This is a genomic window from Amycolatopsis sp. NPDC043887, from assembly GCF_056435665.1.
Map to the genome: position 1 here is coordinate 236,513 of NZ_JBWKEB010000005.1, position 24,714 is coordinate 261,226.

26 protein-coding genes and 2 pseudogenes are annotated in these 24,714 nt (G+C 69.5%); 14 read left to right on the top strand and 14 right to left on the bottom strand.

From position 1 onward, the window contains the following. Window positions 1–131: 131 nt before the first annotated feature. From AC069H_RS15600 to AC069H_RS15610, 3 genes are all read right to left on the bottom strand, one after another. The gene (locus AC069H_RS15600; protein ID WP_478232726.1) at window positions 132–1,256 is read right to left on the bottom strand and encodes a tyrosine-type recombinase/integrase; all 1,125 of its coding nucleotides are present in this window, start codon (window positions 1,254–1,256) and stop codon (window positions 132–134) included. Window positions 1,257–1,367: 111 nt separating this feature from the next. Next, complete coding sequence (locus AC069H_RS15605) at window positions 1,368–1,793, bottom strand: nucleoside deaminase (protein WP_478228830.1); 426 nt, start codon at window positions 1,791–1,793, stop codon at window positions 1,368–1,370. Beyond that, window positions 1,790–2,659, bottom strand: a complete 870-nt coding sequence (locus tag AC069H_RS15610; RefSeq protein WP_478232727.1) for a TIGR03619 family F420-dependent LLM class oxidoreductase — start codon at window positions 2,657–2,659, stop codon at window positions 1,790–1,792. The genes AC069H_RS15605 and AC069H_RS15610 overlap by 4 nt, the downstream gene beginning before the upstream one ends. 93 nt (window positions 2,660–2,752) lie before the next feature. Between AC069H_RS15610 and AC069H_RS15615 the strand changes: the two genes are divergently transcribed. Next, entirely contained in the window at window positions 2,753–3,199 is a 447-nt protein-coding gene (locus AC069H_RS15615; RefSeq protein ID WP_007034427.1) for an Lrp/AsnC family transcriptional regulator, read from the top strand. A 26-nt stretch (window positions 3,200–3,225) separates the two neighbouring features. Here AC069H_RS15615 and AC069H_RS15620 read toward each other — a convergent pair whose 3' ends face one another. Both AC069H_RS15620 and rox read right to left on the bottom strand, forming a co-directional pair. Continuing rightward, the gene (locus AC069H_RS15620; protein ID WP_478228828.1) at window positions 3,226–3,615 is read right to left on the bottom strand and encodes a VOC family protein; all 390 of its coding nucleotides are present in this window, start codon (window positions 3,613–3,615) and stop codon (window positions 3,226–3,228) included. Window positions 3,616–3,685: 70 nt separating this feature from the next. Then, window positions 3,686–5,113, bottom strand: a complete 1,428-nt coding sequence (rox, locus tag AC069H_RS15625; RefSeq protein WP_478232728.1) for a rifampin monooxygenase — start codon at window positions 5,111–5,113, stop codon at window positions 3,686–3,688. A gap of 160 nt (window positions 5,114–5,273) precedes the next feature. Here rox and AC069H_RS15630 point away from each other — a divergent pair, with 160 nt between their 5' ends. After that, on the top strand, window positions 5,274–5,537 hold the full coding sequence (locus tag AC069H_RS15630; protein WP_478232729.1) for a hypothetical protein: 264 nt from the start codon (window positions 5,274–5,276) through the stop codon (window positions 5,535–5,537). On the opposite strand, the gene AC069H_RS15635 is transcribed toward AC069H_RS15630, so the two are convergent. After that, window positions 5,528–6,118 carry a CGNR zinc finger domain-containing protein gene (locus AC069H_RS15635; RefSeq protein WP_478228825.1) on the bottom strand — a complete coding sequence of 197 codons (591 nt, stop codon included), beginning with the start codon at window positions 6,116–6,118 and terminating at the stop codon, window positions 5,528–5,530. The two genes, AC069H_RS15630 and AC069H_RS15635, sit on opposite strands and share 10 nt — an antisense overlap. 97 nt (window positions 6,119–6,215) lie before the next feature. On the opposite strand from AC069H_RS15635, the gene AC069H_RS15640 reads away from it, so the two are divergent. After that, the gene (locus AC069H_RS15640; RefSeq protein WP_478232730.1) at window positions 6,216–6,983 is read left to right on the top strand and encodes an MBL fold metallo-hydrolase; all 768 of its coding nucleotides are present in this window, start codon (window positions 6,216–6,218) and stop codon (window positions 6,981–6,983) included. Between the two features lie 147 nt (window positions 6,984–7,130). Next, window positions 7,131–7,723 (top strand): annotated as a pseudogene (locus tag AC069H_RS15645) (dienelactone hydrolase family protein). A 286-nt stretch (window positions 7,724–8,009) separates the two neighbouring features. On the opposite strand, the gene AC069H_RS15650 reads toward AC069H_RS15645, so the two are convergent. Continuing rightward, the gene (locus AC069H_RS15650; RefSeq protein WP_478232731.1) at window positions 8,010–9,176 is read right to left on the bottom strand and encodes an epoxide hydrolase family protein; all 1,167 of its coding nucleotides are present in this window, start codon (window positions 9,174–9,176) and stop codon (window positions 8,010–8,012) included. 81 nt (window positions 9,177–9,257) lie between these two features. On the opposite strand from AC069H_RS15650, the gene AC069H_RS15655 reads away from it, so the two are divergent. Both AC069H_RS15655 and AC069H_RS15660 read left to right on the top strand, forming a co-directional pair. After that, window positions 9,258–9,824 (top strand): CGNR zinc finger domain-containing protein, encoded by a 567-nt coding sequence (locus AC069H_RS15655; RefSeq protein ID WP_478232732.1) that lies wholly within the window; start codon window positions 9,258–9,260, stop codon window positions 9,822–9,824. An 11-nt stretch (window positions 9,825–9,835) separates the two neighbouring features. Beyond that, window positions 9,836–10,528, top strand: a complete 693-nt coding sequence (locus tag AC069H_RS15660; RefSeq protein ID WP_478232733.1) for a class I SAM-dependent methyltransferase — start codon at window positions 9,836–9,838, stop codon at window positions 10,526–10,528. Here AC069H_RS15660 and AC069H_RS15665 read toward each other — a convergent pair. Further along, a pseudogene (locus AC069H_RS15665) lies at window positions 10,525–10,821 on the bottom strand (3-beta hydroxysteroid dehydrogenase); the annotation flags it as partial. The gene AC069H_RS15660 and the pseudogene AC069H_RS15665 sit on opposite strands and share 4 nt — an antisense overlap. 31 nt (window positions 10,822–10,852) lie before the next feature. Between AC069H_RS15665 and AC069H_RS15670 the strand changes: the two are divergent. Further along, the gene (locus AC069H_RS15670; protein WP_478232734.1) at window positions 10,853–11,143 is read left to right on the top strand and encodes a hypothetical protein; all 291 of its coding nucleotides are present in this window, start codon (window positions 10,853–10,855) and stop codon (window positions 11,141–11,143) included. Here the strand turns inward: AC069H_RS15670 and AC069H_RS15675 are convergent. Then, window positions 11,089–12,063, bottom strand: coding sequence for an AraC family transcriptional regulator (locus tag AC069H_RS15675; protein WP_478232735.1), 975 nt, complete (start codon window positions 12,061–12,063; stop codon window positions 11,089–11,091). The two genes, AC069H_RS15670 and AC069H_RS15675, sit on opposite strands and share 55 nt — an antisense overlap. Window positions 12,064–12,156: 93 nt before the next feature. Between AC069H_RS15675 and AC069H_RS15680 the strand changes: the two genes are divergently transcribed. Further along, a complete protein-coding gene (locus tag AC069H_RS15680) occupies window positions 12,157–13,062 on the top strand; it encodes an NADP-dependent oxidoreductase (RefSeq protein ID WP_478232736.1) in 906 nt (301 codons plus the stop codon). 345 nt (window positions 13,063–13,407) lie between these two features. Continuing rightward, on the top strand, window positions 13,408–13,872 hold the full coding sequence (locus AC069H_RS15685) for a MarR family winged helix-turn-helix transcriptional regulator (RefSeq protein WP_478232931.1): 465 nt from the start codon (window positions 13,408–13,410) through the stop codon (window positions 13,870–13,872). Here the strand turns inward: AC069H_RS15685 and AC069H_RS15690 are convergent. Together AC069H_RS15690 and AC069H_RS15695 are read right to left on the bottom strand one after the other, a co-directional pair. Next, entirely contained in the window at window positions 13,793–15,439 is a 1,647-nt protein-coding gene (locus AC069H_RS15690) for a WXG100 family type VII secretion target (protein ID WP_478232737.1), read from the bottom strand. The two genes, AC069H_RS15685 and AC069H_RS15690, sit on opposite strands and share 80 nt — an antisense overlap. A 98-nt stretch (window positions 15,440–15,537) precedes the next feature. Continuing rightward, complete coding sequence (locus tag AC069H_RS15695) at window positions 15,538–16,317, bottom strand: SDR family NAD(P)-dependent oxidoreductase (RefSeq protein ID WP_478232738.1); 780 nt, start codon at window positions 16,315–16,317, stop codon at window positions 15,538–15,540. A gap of 85 nt (window positions 16,318–16,402) precedes the next feature. On the opposite strand from AC069H_RS15695, the gene AC069H_RS15700 reads away from it, so the two are divergent. Continuing rightward, window positions 16,403–17,254: a helix-turn-helix transcriptional regulator gene (locus tag AC069H_RS15700; protein WP_478228797.1), complete on the top strand. Its 852-nt coding sequence runs from the start codon at window positions 16,403–16,405 to the stop codon at window positions 17,252–17,254. Here the strand turns inward: AC069H_RS15700 and AC069H_RS15705 are convergent. Beyond that, entirely contained in the window at window positions 17,204–18,436 is a 1,233-nt protein-coding gene (locus AC069H_RS15705; RefSeq protein WP_478232739.1) for a PucR-like N-terminal domain-containing protein, read from the bottom strand. The genes AC069H_RS15700 and AC069H_RS15705 overlap by 51 nt on opposite strands. A gap of 152 nt (window positions 18,437–18,588) precedes the next feature. Between AC069H_RS15705 and AC069H_RS15710 the strand changes: the two genes are divergently transcribed. After that, window positions 18,589–19,419: an SGNH/GDSL hydrolase family protein gene (locus AC069H_RS15710; protein ID WP_478232932.1), complete on the top strand. Its 831-nt coding sequence runs from the start codon at window positions 18,589–18,591 to the stop codon at window positions 19,417–19,419. 136 nt (window positions 19,420–19,555) lie between these two features. Here AC069H_RS15710 and AC069H_RS15715 read toward each other — a convergent pair whose 3' ends face one another. Further along, window positions 19,556–20,737 carry a S8 family peptidase gene (locus AC069H_RS15715; protein WP_478232740.1) on the bottom strand — a complete coding sequence of 394 codons (1,182 nt, stop codon included), beginning with the start codon at window positions 20,735–20,737 and terminating at the stop codon, window positions 19,556–19,558. A 260-nt stretch (window positions 20,738–20,997) separates the two neighbouring features. On the opposite strand from AC069H_RS15715, the gene AC069H_RS15720 reads away from it, so the two are divergent. Together AC069H_RS15720 and AC069H_RS15725 are read left to right on the top strand one after the other, a co-directional pair. After that, window positions 20,998–21,801 (top strand): pentapeptide repeat-containing protein, encoded by an 804-nt coding sequence (locus AC069H_RS15720; protein ID WP_478232741.1) that lies wholly within the window; start codon window positions 20,998–21,000, stop codon window positions 21,799–21,801. 119 nt (window positions 21,802–21,920) lie between these two features. Next, on the top strand, window positions 21,921–22,874 hold the full coding sequence (locus AC069H_RS15725; protein ID WP_478232742.1) for a helix-turn-helix transcriptional regulator: 954 nt from the start codon (window positions 21,921–21,923) through the stop codon (window positions 22,872–22,874). Here the strand turns inward: AC069H_RS15725 and AC069H_RS15730 are convergent. Further along, window positions 22,853–23,791, bottom strand: a complete 939-nt coding sequence (locus tag AC069H_RS15730; protein WP_478232743.1) for an AraC family transcriptional regulator — start codon at window positions 23,789–23,791, stop codon at window positions 22,853–22,855. The two genes, AC069H_RS15725 and AC069H_RS15730, sit on opposite strands and share 22 nt — an antisense overlap. 81 nt (window positions 23,792–23,872) lie before the next feature. Between AC069H_RS15730 and AC069H_RS15735 the strand changes: the two genes are divergently transcribed. Continuing rightward, window positions 23,873–24,700, top strand: a complete 828-nt coding sequence (locus AC069H_RS15735) for a Rossmann-fold NAD(P)-binding domain-containing protein (RefSeq protein ID WP_478232744.1) — start codon at window positions 23,873–23,875, stop codon at window positions 24,698–24,700. Window positions 24,701–24,714 lie beyond the last annotated feature (14 nt).

A 24,714-nucleotide genomic window follows, 5' to 3' on the forward strand; every position in this document is an offset into this window, starting at 1 on the left:
CCTGGAAGCGCGACGAATTCCCAGCGGGTCTCCCAGGGGAGGCTTGAGTACGTCCGGTGCCTGTGCGGGAGCTGGCTCGCGCGTGTCGACGGTGTGGTGATCGGGGCGACGAAGTCCCAGCTGGGGCAGGCTCAGTTCTGACGGTGTCGCGCGTCGGCGAGCAGTTGCGCGAGCGCGTGCACGGGAGAGGTCTCCAGCTTGTGGCGATGCGCGTCGTAGCGGTCGCGGGTCGTTCGGATGTCGGCGTGTCCCAGCAGGTCCTGGACTTTCTGGACCGGGACGTCGTTGGCCAGCAGCAGGGTTCCCGTGGTGCGCCGCGCGGTGTGCGGGGAGATGGTGTTCGCTTCGGCGAGTCCGGCGGCGCGGGCCTGTGCCCGCAGGAGGAACCAGACATCCCGTTGCGCCAGTGGTTTCCCGCCGGATTTGGTGCTGTCGTAGCGGTGGGGCATGGTCGCGAGCAGCGGGCCGGTCAGCTCGTCGGGGCGGACGCCGGTGCGCGCGGCGCGCAGTTCGAGGTAGCGGCGCAGCGGGTGCTGGGCGGCGGGGACGAGCGGGACGAAGTCGCGGTGGCCGCCTTTGGCGGTGTAGCGCAGGATCGTGTGCCCGGAGTCGGTGTCGAGGTCCTGCACGGTGGCGGTGGTGAGGCCGGAGACGCGCAGGCCGGTGTAGAACAGGATCGCGACGACGGCGGCGTCGCGCCAGGACGGTTCCGTGTCGTTCGCGCGGGCGCGCTTCTCCATGTGGTTCAGCAGTTTCGCCGTCGACTCGCCGCCGAGGGCGGGCAGTGGCGGGGTCTTGCCGGTCTTGGGCCGGTTGACGGCGGAGACCGGGTTGCGGTCGGCGATGTCGTTGGACTGCAGGTACCGGTACCAGCTGGAGATGCCGGCGAGGGTGCGCGCGACGGTGGAGGCCGCGGCGGGCCGGGGCAGGCCGTCCTTGCCGGTGACGGTGAGGGTGTTCTTCCAGGCGTCGACGTCGGCGCGGCGCGCCATGAGCGGGTCGAGCCCGGTGCGGGCACACCAGCCGAGCCAGGCGGAGAGGTCGGCGTAGTAGGCGCGGCGGGTGTGATCGGTCTTGTCGGTCTCGAGCCAGAGCGTGGTGATGTGCCGGATCGCGTACCGGTCGAGCGGGTCGGCCGGAGGAAGCGTGGGCAGCAGTGCGACGGCTTCGGCGAGGATCCGCCGCCGGTTCTCGGGCCTGGTCTCCGGAAGCCGGGCCGGTGGTTCCGGTGCGGTGGGCACGAGTTCGGCGGACATCGTGATCATCCTATGCGCCTGACCGTGAAGTCCCCCTTCACGACCCGCAAGTCCGTGAAGGCCTCCTTCCCTTCTTTCAGGGTAGGGAAGGAGGCCTTCACGGACCGGGGCTCAGGTGTAGTAGCCCTCGACGGGGACGCGGGCCTCGTCGTACAGCGCGGGCCCCTCCAGCCGAACAGGCGGTGCGGTGACGGGCGGCTTGAGCGCGGTGACCTGTTCGCCGGAGAGGGCGAACACGACCCTGCCCAGGCCGGAGCGTTCGATGGCGCCCTGGCACATCCCGCATGGCTGGCAGCTGGTGTACATGGTGGTCTTCGCGGCGACGGTGGGTTCGAGTTCGCGGGCGGCCCACACGGCGAGTTTCAGCTCCGGGTGCAGGCTGATGTCTGATTGCGACACCGTGGTGTTGTGGTCCTCGGCCAGCACCGTGCCGTCGGCGCCGACGAGCAGCGAGCCGAAGGGCGGGTCGCCGTCCTTGCGGGATTTCGCGGCCAGTTCGATGGCGCGGCGGAGGAACTTCTCGTCTTCTTCGGTCATCGTCGGTCCTGTTCGGTTCGGTAGCGGCCCAGTTCCCAGTGTGCGGCCACGGTCGCCAGTGCCTGCCAGGCGGCTTCCGGGCGGAGGGTCTCGTCGGGGTCGCCGGAGAACGGGTCGAGCACGACCGTCTCGGCGCCGAGATGCTGCAGGCGGTCGAGGTCGTCGACGATCTGCTCGATCGTGCCTTCCCCGGCGGGGCGATCGGGTCCGGTGGCGGGGCGTTCGGTGACGTTGAGCAGGATCCGCGGGGCGAACGCGGGGACCGGCCGATCGTGGGCGTCGGCGATGGTCTTGACCCTGGTGAGTGCTTCGGTGAGCCAGGGGAGGGTGGCCCGCAGCGGGTGCCAGGCGTCCCCGATCCGGACGGCGCGGCGGATCCCGGCGTCGCTGTTGCCGCCGACCCAGATCGGGATTTCGCCGGCGCGGTAGTCGGCGTCGTCGGCCCACGCCTTCCGGACGGCGTCGAGGTGGCCGTCGGTCAGCCGTCCCCGGTGCTCGAACGGGACGTCGAGGGCTTCGAACTCCTGACGGGCCCAGCCTGAGGCGACGCCGAGTACGAGCCGGCCGCCGCTGAGCTGGTTCAGGTTCGCGGCCATACGGGCGATGAGCAGTGGATGCCGGTACGGGACGATGAGCACGGTGGTGCCCAGCCGGATCCGGTCGGTCACGCCGGCGAGCCACGACAGCGTCGTGAACGGTTCGTAGAATGGAGCCGGGTACTGCTCGGCGACGTCGGGGGTGATGGCGACGTGGTCGGACACCATCAGCAGGTCGTAGCCGAGGCCTTCGACCGTGGTGGCCCAGCCGCGGAGGATCCCGGGGTCGGTCCCCGGTCCGAAATTCGGGACGTTGACACCTATTCGCACAGGTCAAGGCTATCGGCGGAGCCCGAATCCCGGGAAGGGATCTTTCCCGGCGTATGGCCGTTTCCGCCGTGGATCTGCCGGTATTCTCCCCGGATGGCCGAGACTCTCGACGCGACGGACTGGGCGATCCTGGTCGAGCTCCAGAAGGACGGGCGCCTGCCACTCACCGAGCTGGGGAAGCGGGTCAGCTTGAGCGCGTCGGCGACGACGGAACGGGTCAAGCGGCTGGAGTCGGCCGGGGTGATCACCGGCTATCGCGCCGAGGTCGATCTGGAGAAGGCCGGGTACGTGGTGCTCGCGGTGGTGCGGTTGAAGTACCCGGGCAGCAAGCACGCACCCTTGCACAAGCTCCTGGCCGAGCGGACCGAGATCCTCGAATGCCTCCGCACGACCGGTGACGACTGCTATTCGCTGAAGATCGCGGCCCCGTCGATGGGGCGGCTGGAGGAGATCGTCAACGAGCTCGCGCTCTTCGGCAGCACGAACACCAACATCGTCTACAACCAGACGTTGCCGTACCGGGGGCCGCAGGGCCCGTGACCACGACGGCCACGGGCCCGCGGGGTTCAGCTTTGGCCCGCGTTCTCCCAGAGCCCCATGACGTTGCCTTCCGGGTCCTTGAAGTAGGCGGCGAAACCCATGTCGCCGACCGCGGTCCGGCCGACGAGGGTCGTGCCGCCCTGTTTCTCGATGACCGCGAGCGTGTCGTCGATGCCGTCGACGTCGAGCACGATCACCGGTCCCGACGCGGGGCTGAGTTCCTTGGCCAGCATCCCGCCGTTGATGAACCCCGGCTCCGCGGGCATGCCGGTCTCGGCGGTCGGCCCCGAGGCGACCATCGTGTAGTCCATCCCCGGCATCGTGTCGGCCTTCCAGCCGAAGACCTCCCGGTAGAAGCCGCGTGCGCGCTCGCCGTCCTCGAATGGAATCTCGAAGTGCACCACCCGTCCGGCCATTGGTCATCAACTCCTGTCGTGGCAGTGGATTCGGAACGTCCTCAGCCAATAGCCGCCGTCCCCGGGCGCGCTAGAGGACTTCGCCCTCTCCGAACCACCGGCGCAAGGCGCCGACGAGCTCGTGCTGGTCTTCGCCCGCCCACGCCACGTGTCCGTCCGGCCGCAGCAGGACGGCCGGCACGTCCAGTTCCTCGCTGACGTCGACGACGTGATCGACCCGGTCCGACCAGCCCTGTACCGACAGCGCGCCGGTCTGGTCGAGCAGCAGACCCCGGCCGCCGCGGGTCAGCCCGTAGAGATGTCCCTGCTTGAGATCGAGGTCCCGCATCCGGCGGCCGAGAAGTTCGTGCCCTTCGCCGAAGTCGTAGCGGATCGCGGTCGCGGTGATCTTCTCGGTCAGGAACCGGCTCACGTCCTCGAACCCCATGAGTTCCGCCAGCAGCCGCCGGACCGCCTGGGACCCCGGATCGAGTGACATCAGCTGCATCTGCGCACGGGTGTTGTCCAGCACCGCGGCGGCCACCGGATGCCGTTCGGTGTGGTAGGTGTCCAGCAGGTCCTCCGGCGCCCAGCCGTTGACCGCGGCGGCCAGTTTCCAGCCGAGGTTGAAGGCGTCCTGGACGCCGAGGTTGAGCCCCTGCCCGCCGACCGGCGGATGGATATGCGCCGCGTCGCCCGCCAGGAACACGCGTCCGTCCCGGTAACGCTCGGCCAGGCGGGTGGCGTCACCGAAGCGGGAGAGCCAGCGCGGTGAGTGCACGCCGAAGTCGCTGCCCGCGACGGCTTTGAGCTGTCGTTTGACCTCGTCGAAGGCCGGCGGGATCCGCGGGTCGTCGGCCAGGCCTTCGGCGGGCACGCCGACCCGGTAGACCCCGTCGCCGATGGGAGAGAGGCCGAAGCGCAGCTGGGTCTTGCGGACTTCGGTCATCACGGCGAGCACGGTTTCCCAGTCCTCGGTCAATTCCATCTCGCCCAGCAGGGTCTCGGCGGTGGCAGGTTCTCCGGGGAAGCCGATCCCGAGGAGTTTGCGCACCGTGCTGCGCCCGCCGTCGCAGCCGACGAGGTATCGCGCGCGCAACTTCGTGCCGTCGGCCAGTTCGACCTCCACTCCGTCCTCGTCCTGGCTCAGGCCGACCAGTTCGCGGCCACGGCGGATCTCGACGCCCGCTTCGGCGGCGTGCTCGGTCAGCAGCCGGTCGGTGACGGTCTGCGGGATGCCGAGGATGTAGGCGTGCGCGCTGTCCAGCGGCGGCGCCGGTTTGATGATGCCCGCGAAGGAGCCGCCGACCGGGTACTTCGTTCCGTTCTCGAGGAATCGCTGCAGCAGGCCACGCTGGTCCATCACCTCGATGCTGCGTGCGTGCAGGCCCATGGAGCGGACGACCTTGGTCTGCTCCAGGTCCTTCTCCACGACGACCACGCGGACGCCGTGCAGCCGCAGTTCGGCGCCCAGCATCATGCCGGTCGGTCCGCCGCCCGCGATGATCACGTCGATCAAGAGTTCCCCCGTTTGTCGAGCTCGTGCCGGTACGGCGGGGGATTCTGCGGCATGACCGGGGTCTTGCCGCAAGCCCCCGGGTGCGCTATAAGTTGGAAGTGGCAGGGAGAGTCGATCTCTCTGCCGTTGTCCTTGAGGTCGTCCTGAACCACTTCGACGGGTGGACACGGGACTGCGGGCGCTGATCACCGGCGAGCTGATCCTGCGGCCGATCCACGCGCTGCCCATAGGCCACCGCTGGGACCGTGTCCCCGGTGTCACCCTGCTCGGGGACGCCGCCCACCTGATGTCGCCGTTCGCCGGAGAGGGCGCCAACCCTCGCGATGCTCGACGTAGCCGAACTCGGCCCGCCGAAAGCCTCGTCCTCTGCTTCGCCGAAGACTCCCCGAAGCCCCTGCTGGACCAGTTCGCGTCCTACCGCTGACCGACCGGCTGCGAGCGCCTGGCATAGGCGCGGGCGGCGCGAGCCCGGTCACCACAACGCACGGAACACCACTGGCGCCGCCCGTTGCGCAGGAAGAACCGCGTGCACGGCGGCGACCCGCAGGCGGCGATCCGCTCCGCGTCCGGACCGGTCAGCAAGTCCGCGGCGTTGGCGGCGAGCGTCGCCAACGCGTGCTCGACGATCTGGGTGATCGGATGCGACGCGGTGCGGTACAGCCCGCGGGCCGGGTCCCAGCGCAGGAGTTCCGCGGTGGGCGCCTTGCTCAGCGCTTCGTTGACGGCGTTGAGGGCGCTCTTCGGAGCCGGATCCGAGCACGACCTCGACGCGAGCAGCACCCGCACCTGCTCGCGCAACGACTGGACCAGTCCCGCGCACATCTCCTGTAAACCGGCGTTGACCGGGGCGAGCCCCTGTTCGGCGAGCCACTTCGTCGCGGCGGCCGGAGTGCCGAGCAGATCGGTGAACTGGCCGCCGGGCAACGCGATCGTGGTGTTGGCGAGCGCCAGCGCGACGTACTGCTCGGCGCCGGGGGCCGGGGGAAGGGCAGCGGTGTCGTTCACGTTCTCATGGTAGTTCCTCACGGAAGTTATTGAACTCGTCCGTGAGAACTGGCTAGAGTACTCACGGAAGCAGAATTACTTATCCGTGAGGAGAACGATGCGCCAGCTCGGCGAACAGCTCTCGGTCCAGGTCTCGGGCGGCCCGACCGCGGTGATCGACTACGGCGGCCTGCGATTCCTGACCGACCCGACCTTCGACGAACCCGGCCATTACGGGCGGCCCGACGGGAAACCCGGCCTCACCAAGACCGCGCCGGCATCGCTGAACCCCGCAGACCTCGGCCACATCGACGCCGTCCTGCTCTCCCATGACGAGCACCCCGACAACCTCGACCACTCCGGCCGGAAGCTGCTGGCGGACGTGCCCCTGACGCTCACCACGCCCAGTGGCGCCGGCAGGCTGGGCGGCACCGCGAAAGGGCTGGAGACCTGGGAGACGGTCGAGCTCGACCGGCCCGGCGGAGGAGTCGTGACCGTAACCGCCGCGCCCGCGCTCCACGGGCCGGAAGGCTCGGAGAAGGTCACCGGCGACGTCGTCGGATTCGTGCTCACCGGCCAGGGCCTGCCGACGGTCTACGTCAGCGGCGACAACGCCTCGCTCGACGTCGTCCGCCAGGTCGCCGACCGGTTCGGCCCGGTCGACACCGCTGTGCTCTTCGCCGGGGCTCCGCGGCTGAAGCCGGTCTTCGACGGCGCCCTGCTCGTCCTCGACAGCGCGCTGGCCGCGGAGGCGACGCGGATTCTCGGTGCCCGCACGGTCGTCCCCGTGCACATCGACAGCTGGGCGCACTTCACCGAAGGCCGCGACGACCTGGTGACGGCGTTCACCGCGGCCGGACTGGCCGATCGGCTGCGGCTGGGCTGAGCTTGATCGTCTACGTTCGGGGTTACACCGACGAGACGAGGGAGCACCGCCATTCCTGCCACAACGCTGAGCATTCCCACCCCGGACGGCCAGTCCGACGCCTTCGCCGCCATCCCCGGCGACGGCGGAACGCATCCGGGCGTCCTCCTGTACCCGGACGCGTTCGGGCCACGCCCCGTCCTGTGGGACATGGCCCGCGAACTGGCCGGACACGGCTACTACGTACTCGTCCCGAACGTCTTCCACCGGCACCGCCCGGCACCCGTGTTCGACCTGCCCGAGCACATCACCACCGAAAACCGTCCCGCGCTCTTCGGCCAGATCATGCCGCTCATCGAAGCGCACACCACCGAACGCGCACTGAGCGACGCCGCCGCGTACCTCGACTTCCTCGCCTCCCGGCGCGAGGTCCGCGGCGGACCGGTCGCCACGATCGCGTCGCCGCCGTCGCCGGGTTCCATCCCGGTGCCCTGGTCACCGACCGGCCCGACAGCCCGCATCGGCAGATCCCGGGCCTCACCGCGAAAGTCCACCTCGGACTCGCCGAGAACGACATGACACCCGAGGCGATCACCGAGATCAGCCAGGCGTTCAACGCCGCCGGCGTCGGCTACAGCTGTGAGATCTACCCCGGCACCGTCCACGGCTTCACCATGGCCGACACCGACGCCTTCGACGAGGCCGGATCGCGGCGCCACTGGGAACGACTGCTCGCCCTCCTCGGCAGCACGCTGGAATGACCTGGCCCGAGAAGGACACCCGCCGGGTCTCGCTCCGGAACGGCCAGTCGTTCCTCTGGCACCTCGATGCCGACTGGGAAACGACAACGCGCGTGATCCGCGTCAAGGAAGACGGCACCGGCGGACAGGTTCTCGTTCTCGACCCCTACCACCACGCCTTCCTGCCTACTCAGACGCAGGTCCGCCGCGCCATTCGTGACGCCTTTCGCGCCGGCTGGCAGCCCGCCGCGCGACGACCGCCGCTCGAGATGGTGTTCGACGGCGAGCGCTTCGTTCCCCGAGAACCTCAACGACCCCCTGCGGCCAGTACCGCCGCTAGACCTTCCCTCAGGTCCTTGACGAAATATCCGGGAACCTCCAGCGACGGGAAGTGACCCCCGGATTCGGGAGACCTCCAGCGAACGATCCGCCGGTACCGCTCCTGCGCCAAAGGACGTGGGCATTTCTCGATGTCGCGGGGATACATGGTGATCGCCGACGGGACGTCGACCCGGAGTCCGGGGTCCAGGGAATCGTGGCTTTCGTAGTAGATGCGGGCCGCCGACGCGCCGGTCCGTGTCAGCCAGTACAGGGTCACGTCGTCGAGAACGCGGTCTCTGGAGATCGTCTCGAACGGACCGTCTTCGGTGTCCGACCACTCGGCGAACTTGTCGAGGATCCAGGCGAGCAGCCCGACCGGTGAGTCGACGAGGGAGTAACCGATGGTCTGCGGCCGGGTCGCCTGCTGTTTCGCGTACGCCGCGCGACGGCCCCAGAAATCACGGGTCTGCTCGGCCCACTCGCGCTCGGCCGCCGTCAGCCCGTCCATGGACAACCCGGGCGGCCCCTGCGCGAACGTCGTGTGGATGCCGAGTACGTGCGCCGGGAACCTGCCGCCGAGCACCGTGGTGATATTGCCTCCCCAGTCGCCGCCGTGGGCCACGAACTCGCCGTAGCCGAGCCTTCCCATCAGCTCCACCCACGCGGACGCGATCTTTTCGGTGCCCCATCCGGTGGTGGCAGGCCTGTCGCTGTACCCGAATCCCGGCAACGACGGGGCCACGACGTGGAACGCCGGCGCGTCCGCGTCCTTCGGATCCGCGAGCTCTTCGATCACGTCGACGAACTCGGCGACGCTGCCCGGCCAGCCGTGGGTCAAGATCAGGGGAGTGGCATCCGCACGCGCGGATCGGCGATGCAGGAAGTGGATCCCCAGGCCGTCGATGGTCGTGCGGAACTGGCCGATCCGGTCGAGGCGCTCTTCGAACGACCGCCAGTCGTACTCCGTGCGCCAATAGTCCACGACCTCGACGAGGTCGGCGAGAGGAACGCCCTGGTCCCATCGGCGCGGGTCGGGCGCCGGGCGACAGACCGTCTCGGCCTCGGGCAGCCGCGCCGCGGCCAATCGCGCCCGCAGCTCCTCGAGGTCGGCCTCCGTCGCCCGGCTTTCGAATGCTCGCACCTCATTGGTCATGAGACCTCCTGGCATTGCGGAACCAGCTAAGACGGTTCTAACAGTTCCGGCCGACGGTGTGCAACCGGCTAAGGTGGTTCCATGCCTGCTGGGTTTCCCGACTTCCGCCTCGGTAGCGTGCTGGCGACCAGCTTCACGGCGACTCTGACGGAGCGTCGTGGCGACGCCGTCGAGCGCATACCCACGCCGCACCGGCTCGTGGACTGGCTGGCCGTGAACGGCCTCGACGTGGGCTCCTGCACCACCGCCCAGCTCGACCTCGCCCGTGAGCTGAGGGAAGCGATTCACGCCGCCGCGACCGCGACCGCGCTCCAGGACACGCTCCCCGCGCCTGCCGTCCGGGTCATCAACGAGTGCAGCGCCCGGGGCCGGGCCGCGGCCGTCCTGACACCCGAGGGTGAGCGGCGATGGCGGGTTTCCGGCGTGGAAGACGCCCTCAGCGTGATCGCCGCCGACGCGATCAGCATCATCGCGAGTGAACGCGACGGACGATTCGCCTTGTGCGCGTCACCGACCTGCCGGGCCGCCTTCTTCGACACCAGTCAAAGCCGCACCCGCCGATGGTGCGACATGAACACGTGCGGGAATCGCCAGAAGAAAGCGCGGTTCAACGCCAACCACCGCAAGAACCCCGGATCGGCCCGGTGAAAGGCATAGCGATGGAGAACGACTACGACGGCTTCGCCGAGGCATACGCGGCCGAGTCCGAGAACAGCCTGATCAATGCCTACTACACACGGCCCGCGATCCTGAACCTCGCGGGGGACGTGGCCGGCAGGCGGATCCTCGACGCCGGCTGCGGCGCAGGCCCCCTGTTCGAGTCGCTGCGGGAGCGGGGCGCCATCGTGACCGGCTTCGACGCCAGCACCAAGATGCTGGAGCTGGCCCGGAAACGACTCGGAGACGACACGGCCCTCCAGGTCGCCGACATCGGCGCCCCGCTGCCCTTTCCCGACGGCGCGTTCGATGACGTCATCGCGGCCCTCGTCCTGCATTACCTCGAAGACTGGACCGCGCCGCTGGCCGAGATCCGGCGCGTACTGAAACCCGGCGGCAGGCTGATCATGGCCGTCAACCACCCGCTCCTCTTCAAACTGGTCCATCCCGACTCGGACTACTTCAAGACCGCCAAGTGGTCCGACGAGTACACCTTCAACGGCCGGAAAGCCGTGCTGACGTACTGGCATCGCCCTCTGCACGCGATGACCGACGCGTTCACCGCGGCAGGTTTCCGGACCGCCGTCATCAGCGAGCCCCCTCCGGCACCGGGCGCGCACGAGCGCTTCCCCGAGGAACTCGCGGGCAAGACCGCCTTCTTGAGCTTCCTGTTCTTCGTCCTCGAGGCCGTCTAGGGCTGGATGTTCTCGAGGTCTTTCAGCAGGCTCGGGTGCTGGGGAGTCCAACCGAGCGCTTGGCGGGTGTGGGCGCTGGACGAGGGCTGGTCGGCCGCGAAGATGACGCCGAGAGGCCCGTAGGTCTCCACCGGCACGGATTCGACGGGCAGTCCCAGCCGCCCTCCGATGACCGCGGCGATGTCGCGCACCGGGTTGCCCTCGTCGGCGACGGCGTGCCAGGCAGTGCCTGCTTCGGCCTTCTCCAGGGCGAGCCTGAACAGGACCGCGGCGTCGAGAGCGTGCACCGCGGGTCTCGTCCGCGCGTCGACCGCGATGGGCCCGATGAGCCGGGAGATCGCCCTGCGGCTCAAGGCCGCGGTCGCCGCGAGCGCCGAACTTCAGGAACGAGACGCCCTCAAGAGCGTCAGCCTCGCCGCCGCCATGACAGCCGCCCTGGTCGCCCGCGGCGTGCCCGATCCGACCGCCGCCCTCGCCAGCGAGCTCGGCGTCCTCGCCTTCAAACGGGGATACGCCGAATGGTCCGAAGGCGACCGCGCTCCCGAGGACGACTTCGCCACCTACCTGCTCAAGGCCCTTGAAGAACTGCGCGCCGCGAGCGCGTCTCTGGGCTGACCGGGAGTGGCCGCCGACCGCCGGTACCTGCCGGGCGGGGTCTCGTACTGGCGTTTGAACGCCACGGCGAGCGCGAATTCCGACCGGTAGCCGACAGCATCGGCGATGGAGCTGAGTGGCGCGTCGGACTCGCGCAGCAGCCGGGCCGCCGTGGTCATGCGCCACCAGGTCAGGTAGCGCATCGGTGGCCGGCCGACCAGTTCGGTGAACCTCTTGGCGAATGGAGCCCGGGACAGACCCGCGAGCGTGGCGAGCGACGCGACCGTCCAGGGGTGCGCCGGCTTCCGGTGGATGGCGTGCAGCGCGGCCGCGACGCCCGGATCCCGCAACGCCGTCGCCCAACCGGTGCCAGGCTTGGTCCGGGCGCCGTCGAACCAGGCGCGCAGGGCGTAGAGCAGCAGCATGTCCAGGAGTGCGGGAATGGCCGCGTCCGTGCCGAGCCGCGGCCGAACCGATTCGGCGCCGAGCATGTCCACCACGGTCCTCAGCTCGGCAAGACCGTCGGCGCGGGTATCGAGATGGATGACCTCGGGCAGGTCCTGCAGCAAGGGGTGCAGACCTTCGGGTGCGAGTTCGTAGGCGCCGCACAGGGTGACGGTGGAGGATTCCGACGCGTCGGCGAGCGCGAGCGGATGGTCCTCGGCGGCGGGACCACAAGGCCGTGCGGTCGGCGGCGTGGCCGGGCTGTCGGCCAGCACGTGCCCTCGTCCGTGCGGCAGGAGCACGACGTCACCCGCGACAAGCCGCACCGGCTCGGCATCGGCCGGGACGAGAACGCAACTGCCGCGCACCACCACACGAAAGCCGACGGCGCCGGGCACCGGAGAAAACTGTTGCGCCCAGGAGCCTTGCCACGTCACGAGCGCCGACCTCGGACGGCCGGCGCGTACCACCGACAGCACGTCGCTCAGCACGTCCACGGCGGCAACCCTACGCGTCCGGAGACGATCGCGAAGGAAATAGGCGGGTTTGACACATGGTTCGTCTCTCCGGGCGTCCCTACGGTCGAGAACATGAAAGCCGCACGGATTCATCAGCACGGAGACGCGACCGTCATTCGGATCGAGGAGATCGCGCGGCCCGTCCCCGCGGCGGGCGAGGTGCTGATCGAGGTCGCCGCCACCTCCTTCAATCCCACCGAGGTGGCCCTGCGCTCCGGCGCGCTCCGCGACCTGGTGCCGGTGAGTCTGCCGCTCACCCTGGGCTGGGATGTCGCGGGCACGATCGTCGAACTCGGTGAGGGAGTACGCGCGCACGCGGTCGGCGACAAGGTCGTCGGCTGGATCGACGGCGCGGCCGCGGAGTTCGCCGTGGCCGACGCCGCGGCATTGGCCGCTGCGCCCACCGCGATCCCTCTCGCCGACGCGGCCGCCCTGCCGCTCGCCGGGGTGACGGCGTGGCAGGCGGTCGAGCGCGCACGCCTCGTCCCAGGGGAACGGCTTCTGGTCAACGGCGCGGGCGGCGGCATCGGCGGCTTCGCCGTCCAACTCGCGAAACGCGCCGGCGCACAGGTGGTCGCCACCGCCAGTCCGCGCAGCAGGCAAGCGGTCCTGCGGTACGGCGCGGACCTGATCGTCGACTACACCACCACGTCGCTCGGGGACGCGCTCGACGGTCAGGTCGATGTCGTCCTGAACCTCGTCGGTCTCGACGAGCCGCGGAGCGCGGCGCTGGCTTCGCTCGTCCGGCCCGGTGGTCGCGTCGTCTCGGTCACCAACGAGATCGAGGCGCCGATCACCACACGTGTCGTCGCCCGTAACGACTCCGCCCATCTCGCAGAACTGGTGGCCCTGGTCGACAGCGGCACGATCACCGTCGAGGTCAGCGAACGGCACCTGCTCGGCGCGCTCGCCCCCCTGCACCGCAGAAGCGAAGCGGGTGGCATCCGCGGCAAGGTCGTCGTTCTGCCGGTGGCCTGACCAGGCAAAACGCTCTCAGATTGCCGCTGAGTGCCTAATCCGGACCGCCTGGTGTCTTCACCCCGGGCTTCTGCTGTCTCCGGACGGCGTATTTCGCGCTCTCCTCAGGGATACTCAGTCATAAGGGGCATTATCACGGTGCATGGCCGCTGCCATAGTTACGCGTGCGTAAGACGCGAAACTAGATACGCGTATCGCGTAAACAGTCAAAAGGGACAAGGGATTGCCGAGATCGGCGGCCAGGAGTGGATCAGCTCAACGCGCGGCGCTGCTTCAGGCGTTCACGTGCTGGGTGAGAAAGAGGGCGGCGCGGTCGAGGGCCTGGCCGGATTCGTCGAGTCGGCCATGTCAGAACTGGAGAACGTGCGGCACGCCGGCCGTGACGTCCAGGATGACGTCGACCTCGGCGTCGCAGTACGAGTTCCTGCGCTATCTGCGCGACCACCCGGACGCATCGGCGTCGGAGCGATCAGCAAGGGAATCGACCGCCTCGAAGGGCGCGGCTTGGTCAGGCGCGTTCCGGATCCCGCCGACCGCCGCTCCTCGCTACTGGAACTCACCGACACCGGCACGCAACTCGTCCATGAAGCGGACGAGACGTTCGCGGCCATCGGCGCGCTCATCCAGATGGCCCTCGACCCCGCGCGACGCCTAGCAGGCACTGCGGCAACTCCTGACCGCGCTCGAACACGACAGGATCGGCACACCCGCCGCCTGAAAAGCGGCCTGTTCAGGGGAGAGCTTTACCGAGCTTTTCCAGCCCCTCGCGGATCCCGTCCTCGATCCGCCGGTACGTGTCGGCACCCGTGACCAGGCTGTCGGCGATGCCACCGACCGTGTCCACACCCGCCGTCAGCCGATCCCCGGCGGCACTGATGTGCTTGGTCAGCGCCTCGCTGAAGGTGGTGGCGGCGGGGACCTCGCCGAGCAGGTGCGACACCAGTTGCAGCCGCGACACCGCGCCGGCCGCCGTGCTCAACGTCGACGTCGCCCCGTCCAGGACGCCCGCGGCACCGACCAGCGAATCGGGATCGGTTTCGTATCCGGCGTCGCCGGGGGAGAGCGCGCCGTCCGGATCGAGCCCCAGCTCCTCCAAGGCGATCCTGGTCAGCTCGGGCTCGTCCCACTTCGAACCCGGGTTCTTTTGGTAGCCGTAGGCACCGGATTCGTGCGCCAGCACGATCTCCCCGTCGATCTCGACGGCTTCCTCGACACCGTGCGAGTCGTAGCCGTCTTCGTTGCCGGGCTCGCCGCCCTTCAGCTCGATCTCCTCACGATCGTTGAAGTCGTACCACTCCGGCGTCCGATCCTGCCGATAGAACTTGCCGCTGTGCCCATCGGACGAGGAGAAGATGAACTCGTCGTCGCGTACCACGACGCCCTGGACGTTGTTCGGTGTCTCGATCGGATCTCCGGCCTCGTCCGGCTGGGGTGAGCCGTCCGGGCCGACGGGAATTTCGTAGAGCCGGTTGTTCTTGTAGTCACCCACGAAGAGCTTGCCTTGGGCGTAGGTGACATAGCTGTGGGCGGGCGTCGGAACCACGTCGATGGCGTCGACCGGCTTGCCGCTGTCCTGTGCGGCGTCGAGTTCGGCCTTGTCGTAGACGTACACATGTTCGTTGGACGACACCCAGACGTGCTCGCCGTCCGTCGCGACGCCACCGGTATGGGTGGGCGCGCCGACGTCGCCGTTGCCGTTGAGATAGACGTTTCCCGTTTCCACACCGGTCTCGTAGTCGACGTAGGTCAGCCTGCTCGGCGTCAGCCCTGGCCCGATCGGGCTGTCGCCGGAGCCGTCCCCATCGCCGTCGTGGTACGAGCCCACCAGCAGGTTCTCGCCGTCGTAGGCCAGACCTTGGGATGTCCACGGCTCGCCTGGGTTGACGCCGCTGATGTCGGCGTCGCCCTCGCTGTCCCAGCCCTCACCGCCGCCGTCGGTCGTGGCCGCCAGCGCGGTGAGCCTGCTTTCGTAGGTCTGCTGGGCCACGGTCAGCGCCCGGACGGTCTTCATCGCGATTTCCGGCGCTTCGAGGAGGTCGCTCAGGCCGAGTTCGCGCCAGGGCTTGATGGCGGCGTCGGCTGCCGTCCGCAGGGCGGTGTACGCCTTCGCGGCGCCCTCGACGGCCGCCTCCGCGGTGTGGAGCCGGCCGTACACCTCGGCGACGGCCCGCGAGGACGCTTTCGCCTTGCCGACGAACTCGGCCGCCGCCGTGCCACGCCATGACCGTGCCGCCCGCAGCGCGCCGTCGGAGATCCCGTCCGCGACCGTCTGCAACGACGCCCTGGTGTCGGCGATGGTGGCACCGACCTCGGCGATACCCGCCGCGTCGCCCGAAGTGAGCTTGGCGTAGAGCGGTTCGGGATCCAGGAACGGCATCGGCTTCTCCTCGGGCAACCACTGGTCAGGGTGGGTCGTGCGCGTTCAGACGCCGACAGGCGGACACCGGTTCCCGCGCATCACCCACCCCGCCCGGGTCAGGACAGCATGCCGCCGTCCACCCGCAGGACCGTCCCGGTCACATAGGAGGCGCGGTCGCTCAGCAGCCACGCGGCGGCCTCGGCGATCTCCTCGGGTTCGGCCACCCGGCCCAGTGGCGTGCGCGCGTTGAGCCGGTCGAGGATGTCCGGCGAGCTCTTGACCCACTCGTCGAACATCTCGGTCAACGTCGTGCCGGGGGCGACGACGTTGATGCGGATCCCTTCCGGGCCGTAGGTGGTGGCCGCCGAGGCGGTGAGGCTGTTGACGCCGCGTTTCATCGCCCCGTACGCCGGGAGTTCCGGATTGGACATCAGGCTGCCGACACTGGTGTTGTTGACGATGGCACCGGTCTTCGCGGTGGCCCGGATCGCCTCGATCTCGGCGACCATCGCCAGCCACGGGCCTTTGAGGTTCACCGCGTAGATGCGGTCGAAATCGGCCTCGGTCACCTGGTCCATCGGGCCCGGTGGCACGTTCGTCGCGCCGTTGTTGAACGCGACGTCGAGCCTGCCGTGCAGTTCCACGGCACGGCCGACGGCCGCGCGGATGCTCGATGGGTCGCCGAGGTCGCACACCACGTGGTGCGCGACGCCGCCATCCGCGCGGATCTCCTCGGCCACGGCCTTCAGCTGGGACTCGGTGCGGGCGGCGAGCACGACGCGGGCGCCTTCCCTGGCGAACAGCCGCGCGGCGGCGGCGCCGATACCGCGGCCGGCGCCGGTGATGAAGGCGACCTTGCCGTCGAGCAGGCCTGGAACAGTCGTTGTGTTGGTCATGGCACCGAGAGTTCCTCCGCCGTCGGCGCGTATCCAGGCACCGGCGGTACCTGGCTGACGTACCGCCATCGTCCACACTGGAGTGGTGGACAGACGACAACTCGCGGACTTCCTGCGCACCAGGCGCGAGCGGATCACTCCCGCGGACGTCGGCCTCCCCGCCGGGCGCCGCCGCCGTACTCCCGGGCTGCGGCGTGAGGAAGTGGCACAGCTGGCGTTCATCTCGACCGAGTACTACACCCGGCTGGAGCAGTCCCGTGGTCCACGGCCCTCTCGTGAGGTGCTGGCCGGGCTGACCAGGGCCCTTCGGTTGTCGGACGTGGAACGCGATCACCTGCATCACCTCGCCGGCGCGCCGCCGGGACCACCGCCCGGCCCGTCCCGGGAGGTCCGGCCGAGCCTTCTCGCGCTGTTGCACCGTCTTCCGCAGGCGGCGGCGATCGTACTGTCGGCGACCTACGAGGTGCTCGCCTGGAACGACCTCGCCGCCGCGTTGATGGAGGACTTCTCCGCACTGCCGCGGCGGGACCGTAATCTCGTGCGCCGCGCGTTCCTCGCGCCGCGGCCGGACGGGCGGCGGCTCTACGGTGTGTCCGATGTGGACGAGTTCTCCGCGAGCGCGGTCCGCAACCTCCGGGCCACCGCGGGTCGTTATCCCGACGACCCCGAGGTCACCGGGCTGATCCGGGAACTCCTCGACGGCAGCGAGGAATTCGCCCGGCTGTGGGCAGCGCACGACGTGTGCGCCGCGCCCACCCTGTGCAAGACCTTCCGGCATCCGGTGGTCGGCCCGGTCAGCGTGAACTGCGACGTCCTCGACATTTCCGACCGCGATCAGCAGGTCGTGATCTACACCGCGGACCCCGGAACGCCGTCGGAGAACGCCTTACGCCTGCTGTCCGTCGTCGGGACGCAGCGAATGGACGCCCAGCTCTGAGCGGTTTGTAGGTTCCCTCGATACCAGCGGATCGATTCTCAGCGCGATCGCCAGCGCGAATCGCCCGGCCGGATCGTCGATCGTGCCGCCGAAGAGCGTCCGCAACTGCCGGATCCGGTACCGGACGGTCTGGACGTGGACGTGCAGTTCGAGGCCGATCGCCTGTGGCTGGTCCGGCCGGGCGAGCCACGCCGCGAGGGTCGTGGTGAGCCGTTGTCTCGCCGGTTCGGGCAGACCGGCCAGCGGCGCGAGGACGTCCTTCGCGAACTCGGCGGCGAGTTCGGGATCGGCGGTCAGCAGCAGATCGATGCGGTGGTCGACGGTGTGGACCAGCGGGCTGTCGCCGAGCGCGCCGGTGCGCGTCAGCCGCCACAGCGCGCTCGCCCGGCGGGCGCTGAGCGCGGCCGAGCGAAGCGGTACGGCCGGGCCGACGCCGGCCTGGTCGTCGCCGAGCAGGTCCCGCAACCGGCCGAGGTACCACTCGAGCCGGTCGGCGGGCATGACGATCGCGGTCAGATCATGGTGACGGCCGACCAGCACCCGTCCCGGCATCCGGTCCAGCAGCTGCGGTGCCATATCGGCGCTGGTGACGGCGATGACGAGCCGGCCGGGCAGCACCCATGCGGCTTGGTTCGCGACGTCGTCGAGCTGGTCGCGGGTGGTGGCCGGTTCGGCGAGCAGGAGGCCGAGGAGCCGGTCGCGCCGTGCTTGCCCGGCTCGCGCCGCCTGTGATCGCGCTTCGGCGTACCCGTCGGCGGCCGCCGCCGAGAGTTCCGCGATGAAGGCGAACAGTGCTTCACCGAGTTCGACGATCGCCTGGGTCGGCAGATCCACCGCGGGCGCCGCCGAGGTGAGCTGCCGCCAGACGCCCAGCGCCGCCGATTGGTAGAAGCCGAGCATCTCCTCGAGGCTGCGGCCGGCGGTGTGCTGGGCCCGGCCCTGCGCCCGGTAGACCTCCCGGTCGGTCGTGATGTCGGGATGGCCGATCTCGCTGAAGAAGGCGTGCAGGGCGACGTCGAGGGTGACCTGGAGGTTCGCCGCCGTCCGGTCGTCCAGCGGGGTCCGGAGCCCGGCGCGGACCTGGTCCATCGCGGCGGACGCGATCGCGGCGGTGTCCGGCTCCAGCCGTGTCAGCACCGAGGCGTCCAGCCTGCGCCAGGGCTGTGCCGACGCCTTCGTCATAGAGGGAACCTACAAAACCCCGATCAAGAACGCGCGCCTCCGTTCTAGTGGTTCTCCGCGGGTCGGCGGACGCTGATCGCGGCATTCGACGACGCATGCAGGAGGCGGCAGTGACACGTACGCGCTGGGGAAGACTCGCCCGGATCGCCGCGGTGGCGGGCACCGCACTGACCCTCGCCGGAATCGGGACACCGGCCCTCGCCACGGCGGAACGCCAGGTGTACGTCGCGATGGGCGACTCGTTCTCGGCGGGCTCGGTGGTCTTGCCGCAGTCCGATCTGCTCACCTGCGCCCGGTCGGCGATCAACTACGCCGGCCTGCTGGCGAAGCAGCTCGACGTCGACGAACTGCGCGACGTCACCTGCGGCGCGGCGACCACGTCCCATTTCACCAACCCGCAGAAGGGCATCGTCTCCGGCACCAACCCGCCGCAGTACGACGCGCTCTCGGCCGACACGACACTGGTGACCGTCGGGATCGGCGGCAACGACGTCGGCCTGGTCGGGCTCGCGACGTCGTGTGTGAACCTGCTGCCGGTGGGTGCCTCCTGCAAAGCGGCCAACACCACGGGCGGGGTGGACAAGTACGCCACCAAGATCGACGCCTTCGCCGCGAGCTACGGCACGGTCATCGAGCAGATCCGCCAGCGCGCCCCGCGCGCCCAGATCGTCATGGTGGGCTACCCGACCGGGATCAAGCCGGGCGGGTGCTGGCCGCTCGTCCCGGTCCTGCCGCAGGACGCCGACTACATCCAGGCCAACATCGACCGGCTCAACGCGCGGATGGCCGAGCAGTCCGCCGCGCACGGCGCGAAGTACGTCGACATCCGGACGCCGAGCATCGGTCACGACGCCTGTCAGCCGATCGGCGTCAAGTGGATCGAGGGGCTCATCCCGTCGGTGGTGAACAACAGCTTCGCTCCGCTGCACCCGAACGCCGCCGGTCTCGCCGCCGTGGTGCCGAGTATCCGGAAGGTGCTGTAGCGGGCTCGTGAGCCGGGTCCGTGAAGGCCTCCTTGCCTACCTTGAGGGTAGGGAAGGAGGCCTTCACGGACTTGAGCCGGGGGATCAACCGCAGCCGGGGGCCATGGCTCTAGCCGTCCTGACCACGCACGAGCCGTCAGGCGGACGGCGCCCAGTACAGGAGCCGGTTCGGGGAACCGGAGCCCGGGTTGGTCACCTTGCCGGGGGTGGCCGCGTTGATCAGCGCGGTGGCCACCTGCGCGGGTGTGGCGCTCTTGTTGTTCTGCAGGAAGCGGGCCGCGACACCGACCACGTGCGGGGTCGCCATCGAGGTGCCGCTGATGGTCTTCGTCGCGGTGTCATTGGTGTTCCACGACGACGTGATGTTCGTGCCCGGCGCGAAGATGTCCACGACGCTGCCGTAGTTGGAGAAGCTGGAACGCGCGTCGGTTTCGATGGCCGAGCCGACGGTGATCGCCTGTGTCACGCGGGCGGGGGAGAAGCCCGAGGCGTTCGAGTTGGAATTCCCGGCGGCCACGCCGTAGGTGACGCCGGCGGCGATCGACCGGCGGACGGCGTCGTCGAGCGTGCTGGAAGCGCCGCCGCCGAGGCTCATGTTGGCCGCGGCCGGTTTGACGTGGTTCTTGGTGACCCAGTCGATGCCCGCGATGACCCCGGCGGTGGTGCCGCTGCCGGAGTTGTTGAGGACACGGACGCCGTAGACGGTGGCGCCCTTGGCGATTCCGTACTGCGATCCGGCGATGGTGCCTGCGACGTGGGTGCCGTGGCCGTTGCCGTCCTGGGCGACCGCGTCGTTGTCGACGAAGTCGTAGCCGTTGCGGGCGCGGCCGCCGAAGGTCTGGTGGCTGATCCGCACGCCGGTGTCGATGACGTAGACGTTCACGCCGGCGCCGGTGCTTGTGTAGCTGTATTTGTTGTCGAGCGGGAGGTTGCGCTGGTCGACGCGGTCGAGACCCCAGGACGGCGGGTTGGTCTGGGTCGCGTCCGCGTGGACGAGCTGGTTCTGTTCGACGGACACCACCGAAGGGTCGGCGGCGAGCCGCTTGGCCTGCCGCTCCGACAGTGTCGCGGAGAAGCCCTTGACCGAGCTGCTGTAGACTTGCTCGACCTTCGCGCCGAAGCGGTTCGCCAGCGCGTCGACGATGCCGCCGTCCTTCAGCGTGACGATGTAGCTGTTCGGGATCGCTTCGGCGGATCCCGCGGCGAGGATCCGTCCTTCGGCGGCTTGGGCCGGAGCGGCGGTCACGCTGATCGCCACCGCGACCGCGCTCACCATTCCGGCACGCGACAGCCAACGCGCTTGTCTCGTCTCTCGCATGTGTTCGTCCTGTCGTTCGCAGGGGACCGGCCGGTCAGGACCACAGCGGCGGAAAGCGGTCCGGCACGACCGCATGGGGCGGCACCTGCCGAATCCCACGAAGATCGAGGCTATTGAGCGGCCGAGATGTCCGATATCGACTGAACGGGGCAGCACCCGACCTTCGTCTGGCGGCCATTGGCGGCGGGTGCCCTGCACGGAAAGTGCGCTCCGTACCCTGTGGCTGGAACACCGTGCCGAAATCTGGAGTCCGAACCACCGTGCCAGCCCTTTCCAGCCTGCGGGCCGACTGCGAGAACTGCTTCGGCCTATGCTGTGTCGTCCCGGCCTTCGCGGCGTCGGCCGATTTCGCGATCACCAAACCGGCCGGTCAGGCGTGCCCGAACCTGCGCGAGGATTCCCGGTGCGGCATCCACGACAAGCTCCGCAAGAAGGGTTTCACCGGCTGCACGGTCTATGACTGCTTCGGCGCGGGCCAGAAGGTCTCCCAGGTCACCTTCGACGGCGAGGACTGGCGGAAGGCGCCGAAGACGGCCAAGTCGATGTTCGCGGTCTTCCCGGTCATGCGGGATCTGCAGGAACTGCTCTACTACCTCACCGAGGCGGCGGCGCTGCCGACGTCCGCGCCCATCCGCGACGACCTGGTCGAGATGATCGACCGGACCGAGCGGATGACACTGGACACGCCCGGCGTGTTGAGGAAGCTCGACGTCCCCACGCATCGGGCCGCGGTGAACGGGCTGCTGGTGCGCGCGAGCGAACTCGCCCGCGCCGCCGTGCCCGGCAAGAAGAAGGACCGGCACGGCGCCGACCTCATCGGTGCGAAGCTGAAGGGGGCGAACCTGCGCGGCGCGCTGCTGCGCGGGGCGTACCTGATCGGCGCGGACCTGCGGGGAGCCGATCTCCGGCAGGCCGACGTCACCGGAGCGGATCTGCGTGACGCCGATATCCGCGGCGCGGATTTCCGTGACACGCTCTTCCTCATCCAGTCCCAGCTGGACGCGGCGAAGGGTGACGCGACGACGAAGCTGCCGGAGTCGCTCGCGCACCCCGCGCGCTGGTAACCCCCGCGTTTCGTCCTCTGAATGCGGTGGTTGACATCGCGCACTACCGCATTCAGAGGACGAAACGCGGGAGAGCAAAGTGTGCATCGGGTGAGCGGTTTGGCTGCGAGACTGGGCGCATGCGTGCCGATCGCCTGGTGGCCACCCTCCTGCTGATGCAGGCTCGTGGCCGCGTCACGGCTGCCGAACTGGCCGAGGAGCTCGAGACCTCGGTCGCCACCGCCCGGCGTGACCTGGAGGCGTTGTCCGCCGCGGGTGTGCCGGTGTACCCGCAGCCCGGCCGTGGCGGTGGATGGTCGCTGGTCGGCGGCGCGCGGACCGACCTCAGTGGACTGTCGGCGCCGGAAGCTCAGGCGTTGTTCCTGCTCGCGGGCCCGGCCGCGTCGATCTCCCCCGAGGTCAAATCCGCGCTGCGGAAGCTGGTCCGGGCCCTGCCCGACACCTTCCGCGTCGACGCGCAGGCCGCCGCGGACGCCGTTGTCATCGACCCGTCCCGGTGGGGCGAGCGCGAGCAGGAACGGCCCGAACTGCTCCCCGTGCTGCAGGCCGGGATCGTCCGCCGCCGCAAAGTCCGCTTCGGCTACGCGAAAAAGGGCGCGGAACCGGTCGAGCGGATCGTGGATCCGTGGGGACTCGTGGACAAGGACGACATCTGGTACCTCATCGCGGGCACCGAGAAGGGCCAGCGCACCTTCCGGGTCGACCGCATGTCCGACGCCGAGGTCAGCGACCTGCCCGCCGGTCGCCCGGACGACTTCGAGCTGTCGAGAGCGTGGGAGCAGGTCGTCGACCGGGTCGAGGAACGCCGTTCCGGGCTGGACGCGACCGTGCTCATCGCCGAGCGGCATCTTCCGATCCTCCAGGACCACTTCGGACGGCAGTCCACTGTGGAGGAGAAGCTCGGCGATGGACGCGTGCGGGTGACGGTGTCGGCGCCGGTGGCACGGATGATCGCCCAGCAGCTCGCGGGCTGGGGCTCGATGATCGAAGTGCTGGGGCCGCCGTCGGTCCAGGCGGAACTCGCGCGGATCGGCGCGGAACTGGTCGAGCGTTACGCGACGCCGGCGCGGTAACCCTGCGGGCTGACGCCGTGCTCGCGTTTGAACGCGGTGCTGAGCGCGAACGAACTGCCGTAGCCGACCTGGCGGGCGACCGCGCCGATCGTGACATCGGGATGCTGACGCAGGAGATCCGCGGCGAGCGCGATACGCCAGCTCGCGAGGTACGCCATCGGCGGTTCGCCCACCGCGGCGGTGAACCGGCGGGCGAACGCGGCGCGGGAAACTCCGGTGTCGGCCGCGAGGCTCGCCACGGTCCACGGTTCGGAAGGCTTGTGCTGCAACAGTTTCAGCGCTCGCCCGACGACCGGGTCGCTGTGCGCGCGATACCAGGCGGGCGCTTCGGCGCCGGGCCGGTCGAACCAGGTCCGCAGCGCGGCGACCAGGAGCAGGTCGAGCACGCGGTCCAGGACGGCTTCCTGACCGGGCGTGTCCTTGACGATCTCACCGGCGAGCAGCGGCACGAGCGGGTTGTCCCACTCCTCGTCCCGCACGACCAGCAGTGACGGCAGCGCGTTGAGGAGCCGTTTGCTGATCTCGCCTTCGAGCGGATAGGTGCCGGTGAGCAGGACGACTGGGCCGTCCGGATCGCTGCCCCAGGTGCGGACGCCCAGATCGGACAGCTCGGTGAGGTGCTGTCCGTCCGGGGTCAGGCATTCCTGTCCCGGCAGGATCATCGCCTGCGGTGGCGTGGCCGGGTCGTCCGCGACGCGATACGGGTCCGGACCGCGCGCGATGGCGATGTCGCCGGTGCCGAGGCGGACCGCCTCCCCGCGATCGGGTACGACCCAGGACTCCCCGCGAACCTGCGCCAACACCGTCAGCGGTGCCTCGTCCTCGATCCTCAGCGACCACGGCGGGGTCATGACCGACTTCAGCAGGAAGGCGCCGCGGGCGCGGGGTCCGTCGAGCAGACCGGCGAGGGGATCCATGCCGAGAAGTGTAGACGATGAAACATGGAACAGAGCCTTTGAACTATGTTACGTCTCATTTGGAGACGCTTGACTAGGGACATGACAGAAACGAAGAACAACGAGACGGTCCTGGTCCTCGGCGCTACCGGCAAGACGGGGAGCCGGGTGGCGCGGCGCCTGACCGAACAGGGCGTCGAGGTCCGCAAGGCGTCGCGCCCCGGGTTCGACTGGAACGACCGGTCTACCTGGACGGCGGCGGTCACCGGGATCAGCGCGGCTTACCTGACCTACTACCCCGACCTCGCCTTCCCCGGTGCCGCCGAAGCGATCCGCGACTTCTCGAAGCTGGCCGTGGACCACGGCGTCCGGCGACTGGTCCTGCTGTCCGGCCGCGGCGAGGAGGAGGCCGTGGTCAGCGAACAGGGGGTGCGGGACTCCGGTGCCGGATGGACGGTCGTGCGGGCCAGCTGGTTCGCGCAGAACTTCAGCGAGCACTTCCTGCTGGAACCGGTGCTCGCCGGGGAGATCGTGCTGCCCGCCGGGCGAGTGACCGAGCCGTTCATCGACGTCGAGGACATCGTCGACGTCGTCGTGACCGCGCTGACCACCGACGGGCACGACGGCGAGGTGTACGAGCTGACCGGGCCCCGATTGCTGAGTTTCGCGGACGCGGCGGCGGAAATCGGCAAGGCTTCGGGGCGAGAGATCCAGTACGTTCCGGTTTCCGCGGCGGAGTTCGCCGCGGGAGCGGCCGAACAAGGCGTTCCGGAGGAAGAGATCGAAGGCCTGACCGACCTGTTCACCCGGGTCCTCGACGGCCGGAACGAATCCCTCACCGGTGACGTCGAGAAGGTGCTGGGCAGGCCGGCGCGGGACTTCTCCGTGTACGCCGCGAAGGCCGCGGCCACCGGGGTCTGGAATCGATGAGACGAGCGGGAATC

Coding starts and splice junctions, on each gene's coding strand:
- AC069H_RS15615 (WP_007034427.1), top strand. CDS start 2,753: ATGGCCGAGACTCTCGACGCGACGGACTGGGCGATCCTGGTCGAGCTC.
- AC069H_RS15650 (WP_478232731.1), bottom strand. CDS start 9,176: ATGACCAATGAGGTGCGAGCATTCGAAAGCCGGGCGACGGAGGCCGAC.
- AC069H_RS15600 (WP_478232726.1), bottom strand. CDS start 1,256: ATGTCCGCCGAACTCGTGCCCACCGCACCGGAACCACCGGCCCGGCTT.
- AC069H_RS15730 (WP_478232743.1), bottom strand. CDS start 23,791: ATGGATCCCCTCGCCGGTCTGCTCGACGGACCCCGCGCCCGCGGCGCC.
- AC069H_RS15640 (WP_478232730.1), top strand. CDS start 6,216: ATGCGCCAGCTCGGCGAACAGCTCTCGGTCCAGGTCTCGGGCGGCCCG.
- AC069H_RS15725 (WP_478232742.1), top strand. CDS start 21,921: ATGCGTGCCGATCGCCTGGTGGCCACCCTCCTGCTGATGCAGGCTCGT.
- AC069H_RS15680 (WP_478232736.1), top strand. CDS start 12,157: ATGAAAGCCGCACGGATTCATCAGCACGGAGACGCGACCGTCATTCGG.
- AC069H_RS15695 (WP_478232738.1), bottom strand. CDS start 16,317: ATGACCAACACAACGACTGTTCCAGGCCTGCTCGACGGCAAGGTCGCC.
- AC069H_RS15690 (WP_478232737.1), bottom strand. CDS start 15,439: ATGCCGTTCCTGGATCCCGAACCGCTCTACGCCAAGCTCACTTCGGGC.
- AC069H_RS15715 (WP_478232740.1), bottom strand. CDS start 20,737: ATGCGAGAGACGAGACAAGCGCGTTGGCTGTCGCGTGCCGGAATGGTG.
- AC069H_RS15685 (WP_478232931.1), top strand. CDS start 13,408: ATGTCAGAACTGGAGAACGTGCGGCACGCCGGCCGTGACGTCCAGGAT.
- AC069H_RS15670 (WP_478232734.1), top strand. CDS start 10,853: ATGAGCCGGGAGATCGCCCTGCGGCTCAAGGCCGCGGTCGCCGCGAGC.
- AC069H_RS15605 (WP_478228830.1), bottom strand. CDS start 1,793: ATGACCGAAGAAGACGAGAAGTTCCTCCGCCGCGCCATCGAACTGGCC.
- AC069H_RS15620 (WP_478228828.1), bottom strand. CDS start 3,615: ATGGCCGGACGGGTGGTGCACTTCGAGATTCCATTCGAGGACGGCGAG.
- AC069H_RS15655 (WP_478232732.1), top strand. CDS start 9,258: ATGCCTGCTGGGTTTCCCGACTTCCGCCTCGGTAGCGTGCTGGCGACC.
- AC069H_RS15735 (WP_478232744.1), top strand. CDS start 23,873: ATGACAGAAACGAAGAACAACGAGACGGTCCTGGTCCTCGGCGCTACC.
- AC069H_RS15705 (WP_478232739.1), bottom strand. CDS start 18,436: ATGACGAAGGCGTCGGCACAGCCCTGGCGCAGGCTGGACGCCTCGGTG.
- AC069H_RS15660 (WP_478232733.1), top strand. CDS start 9,836: ATGGAGAACGACTACGACGGCTTCGCCGAGGCATACGCGGCCGAGTCC.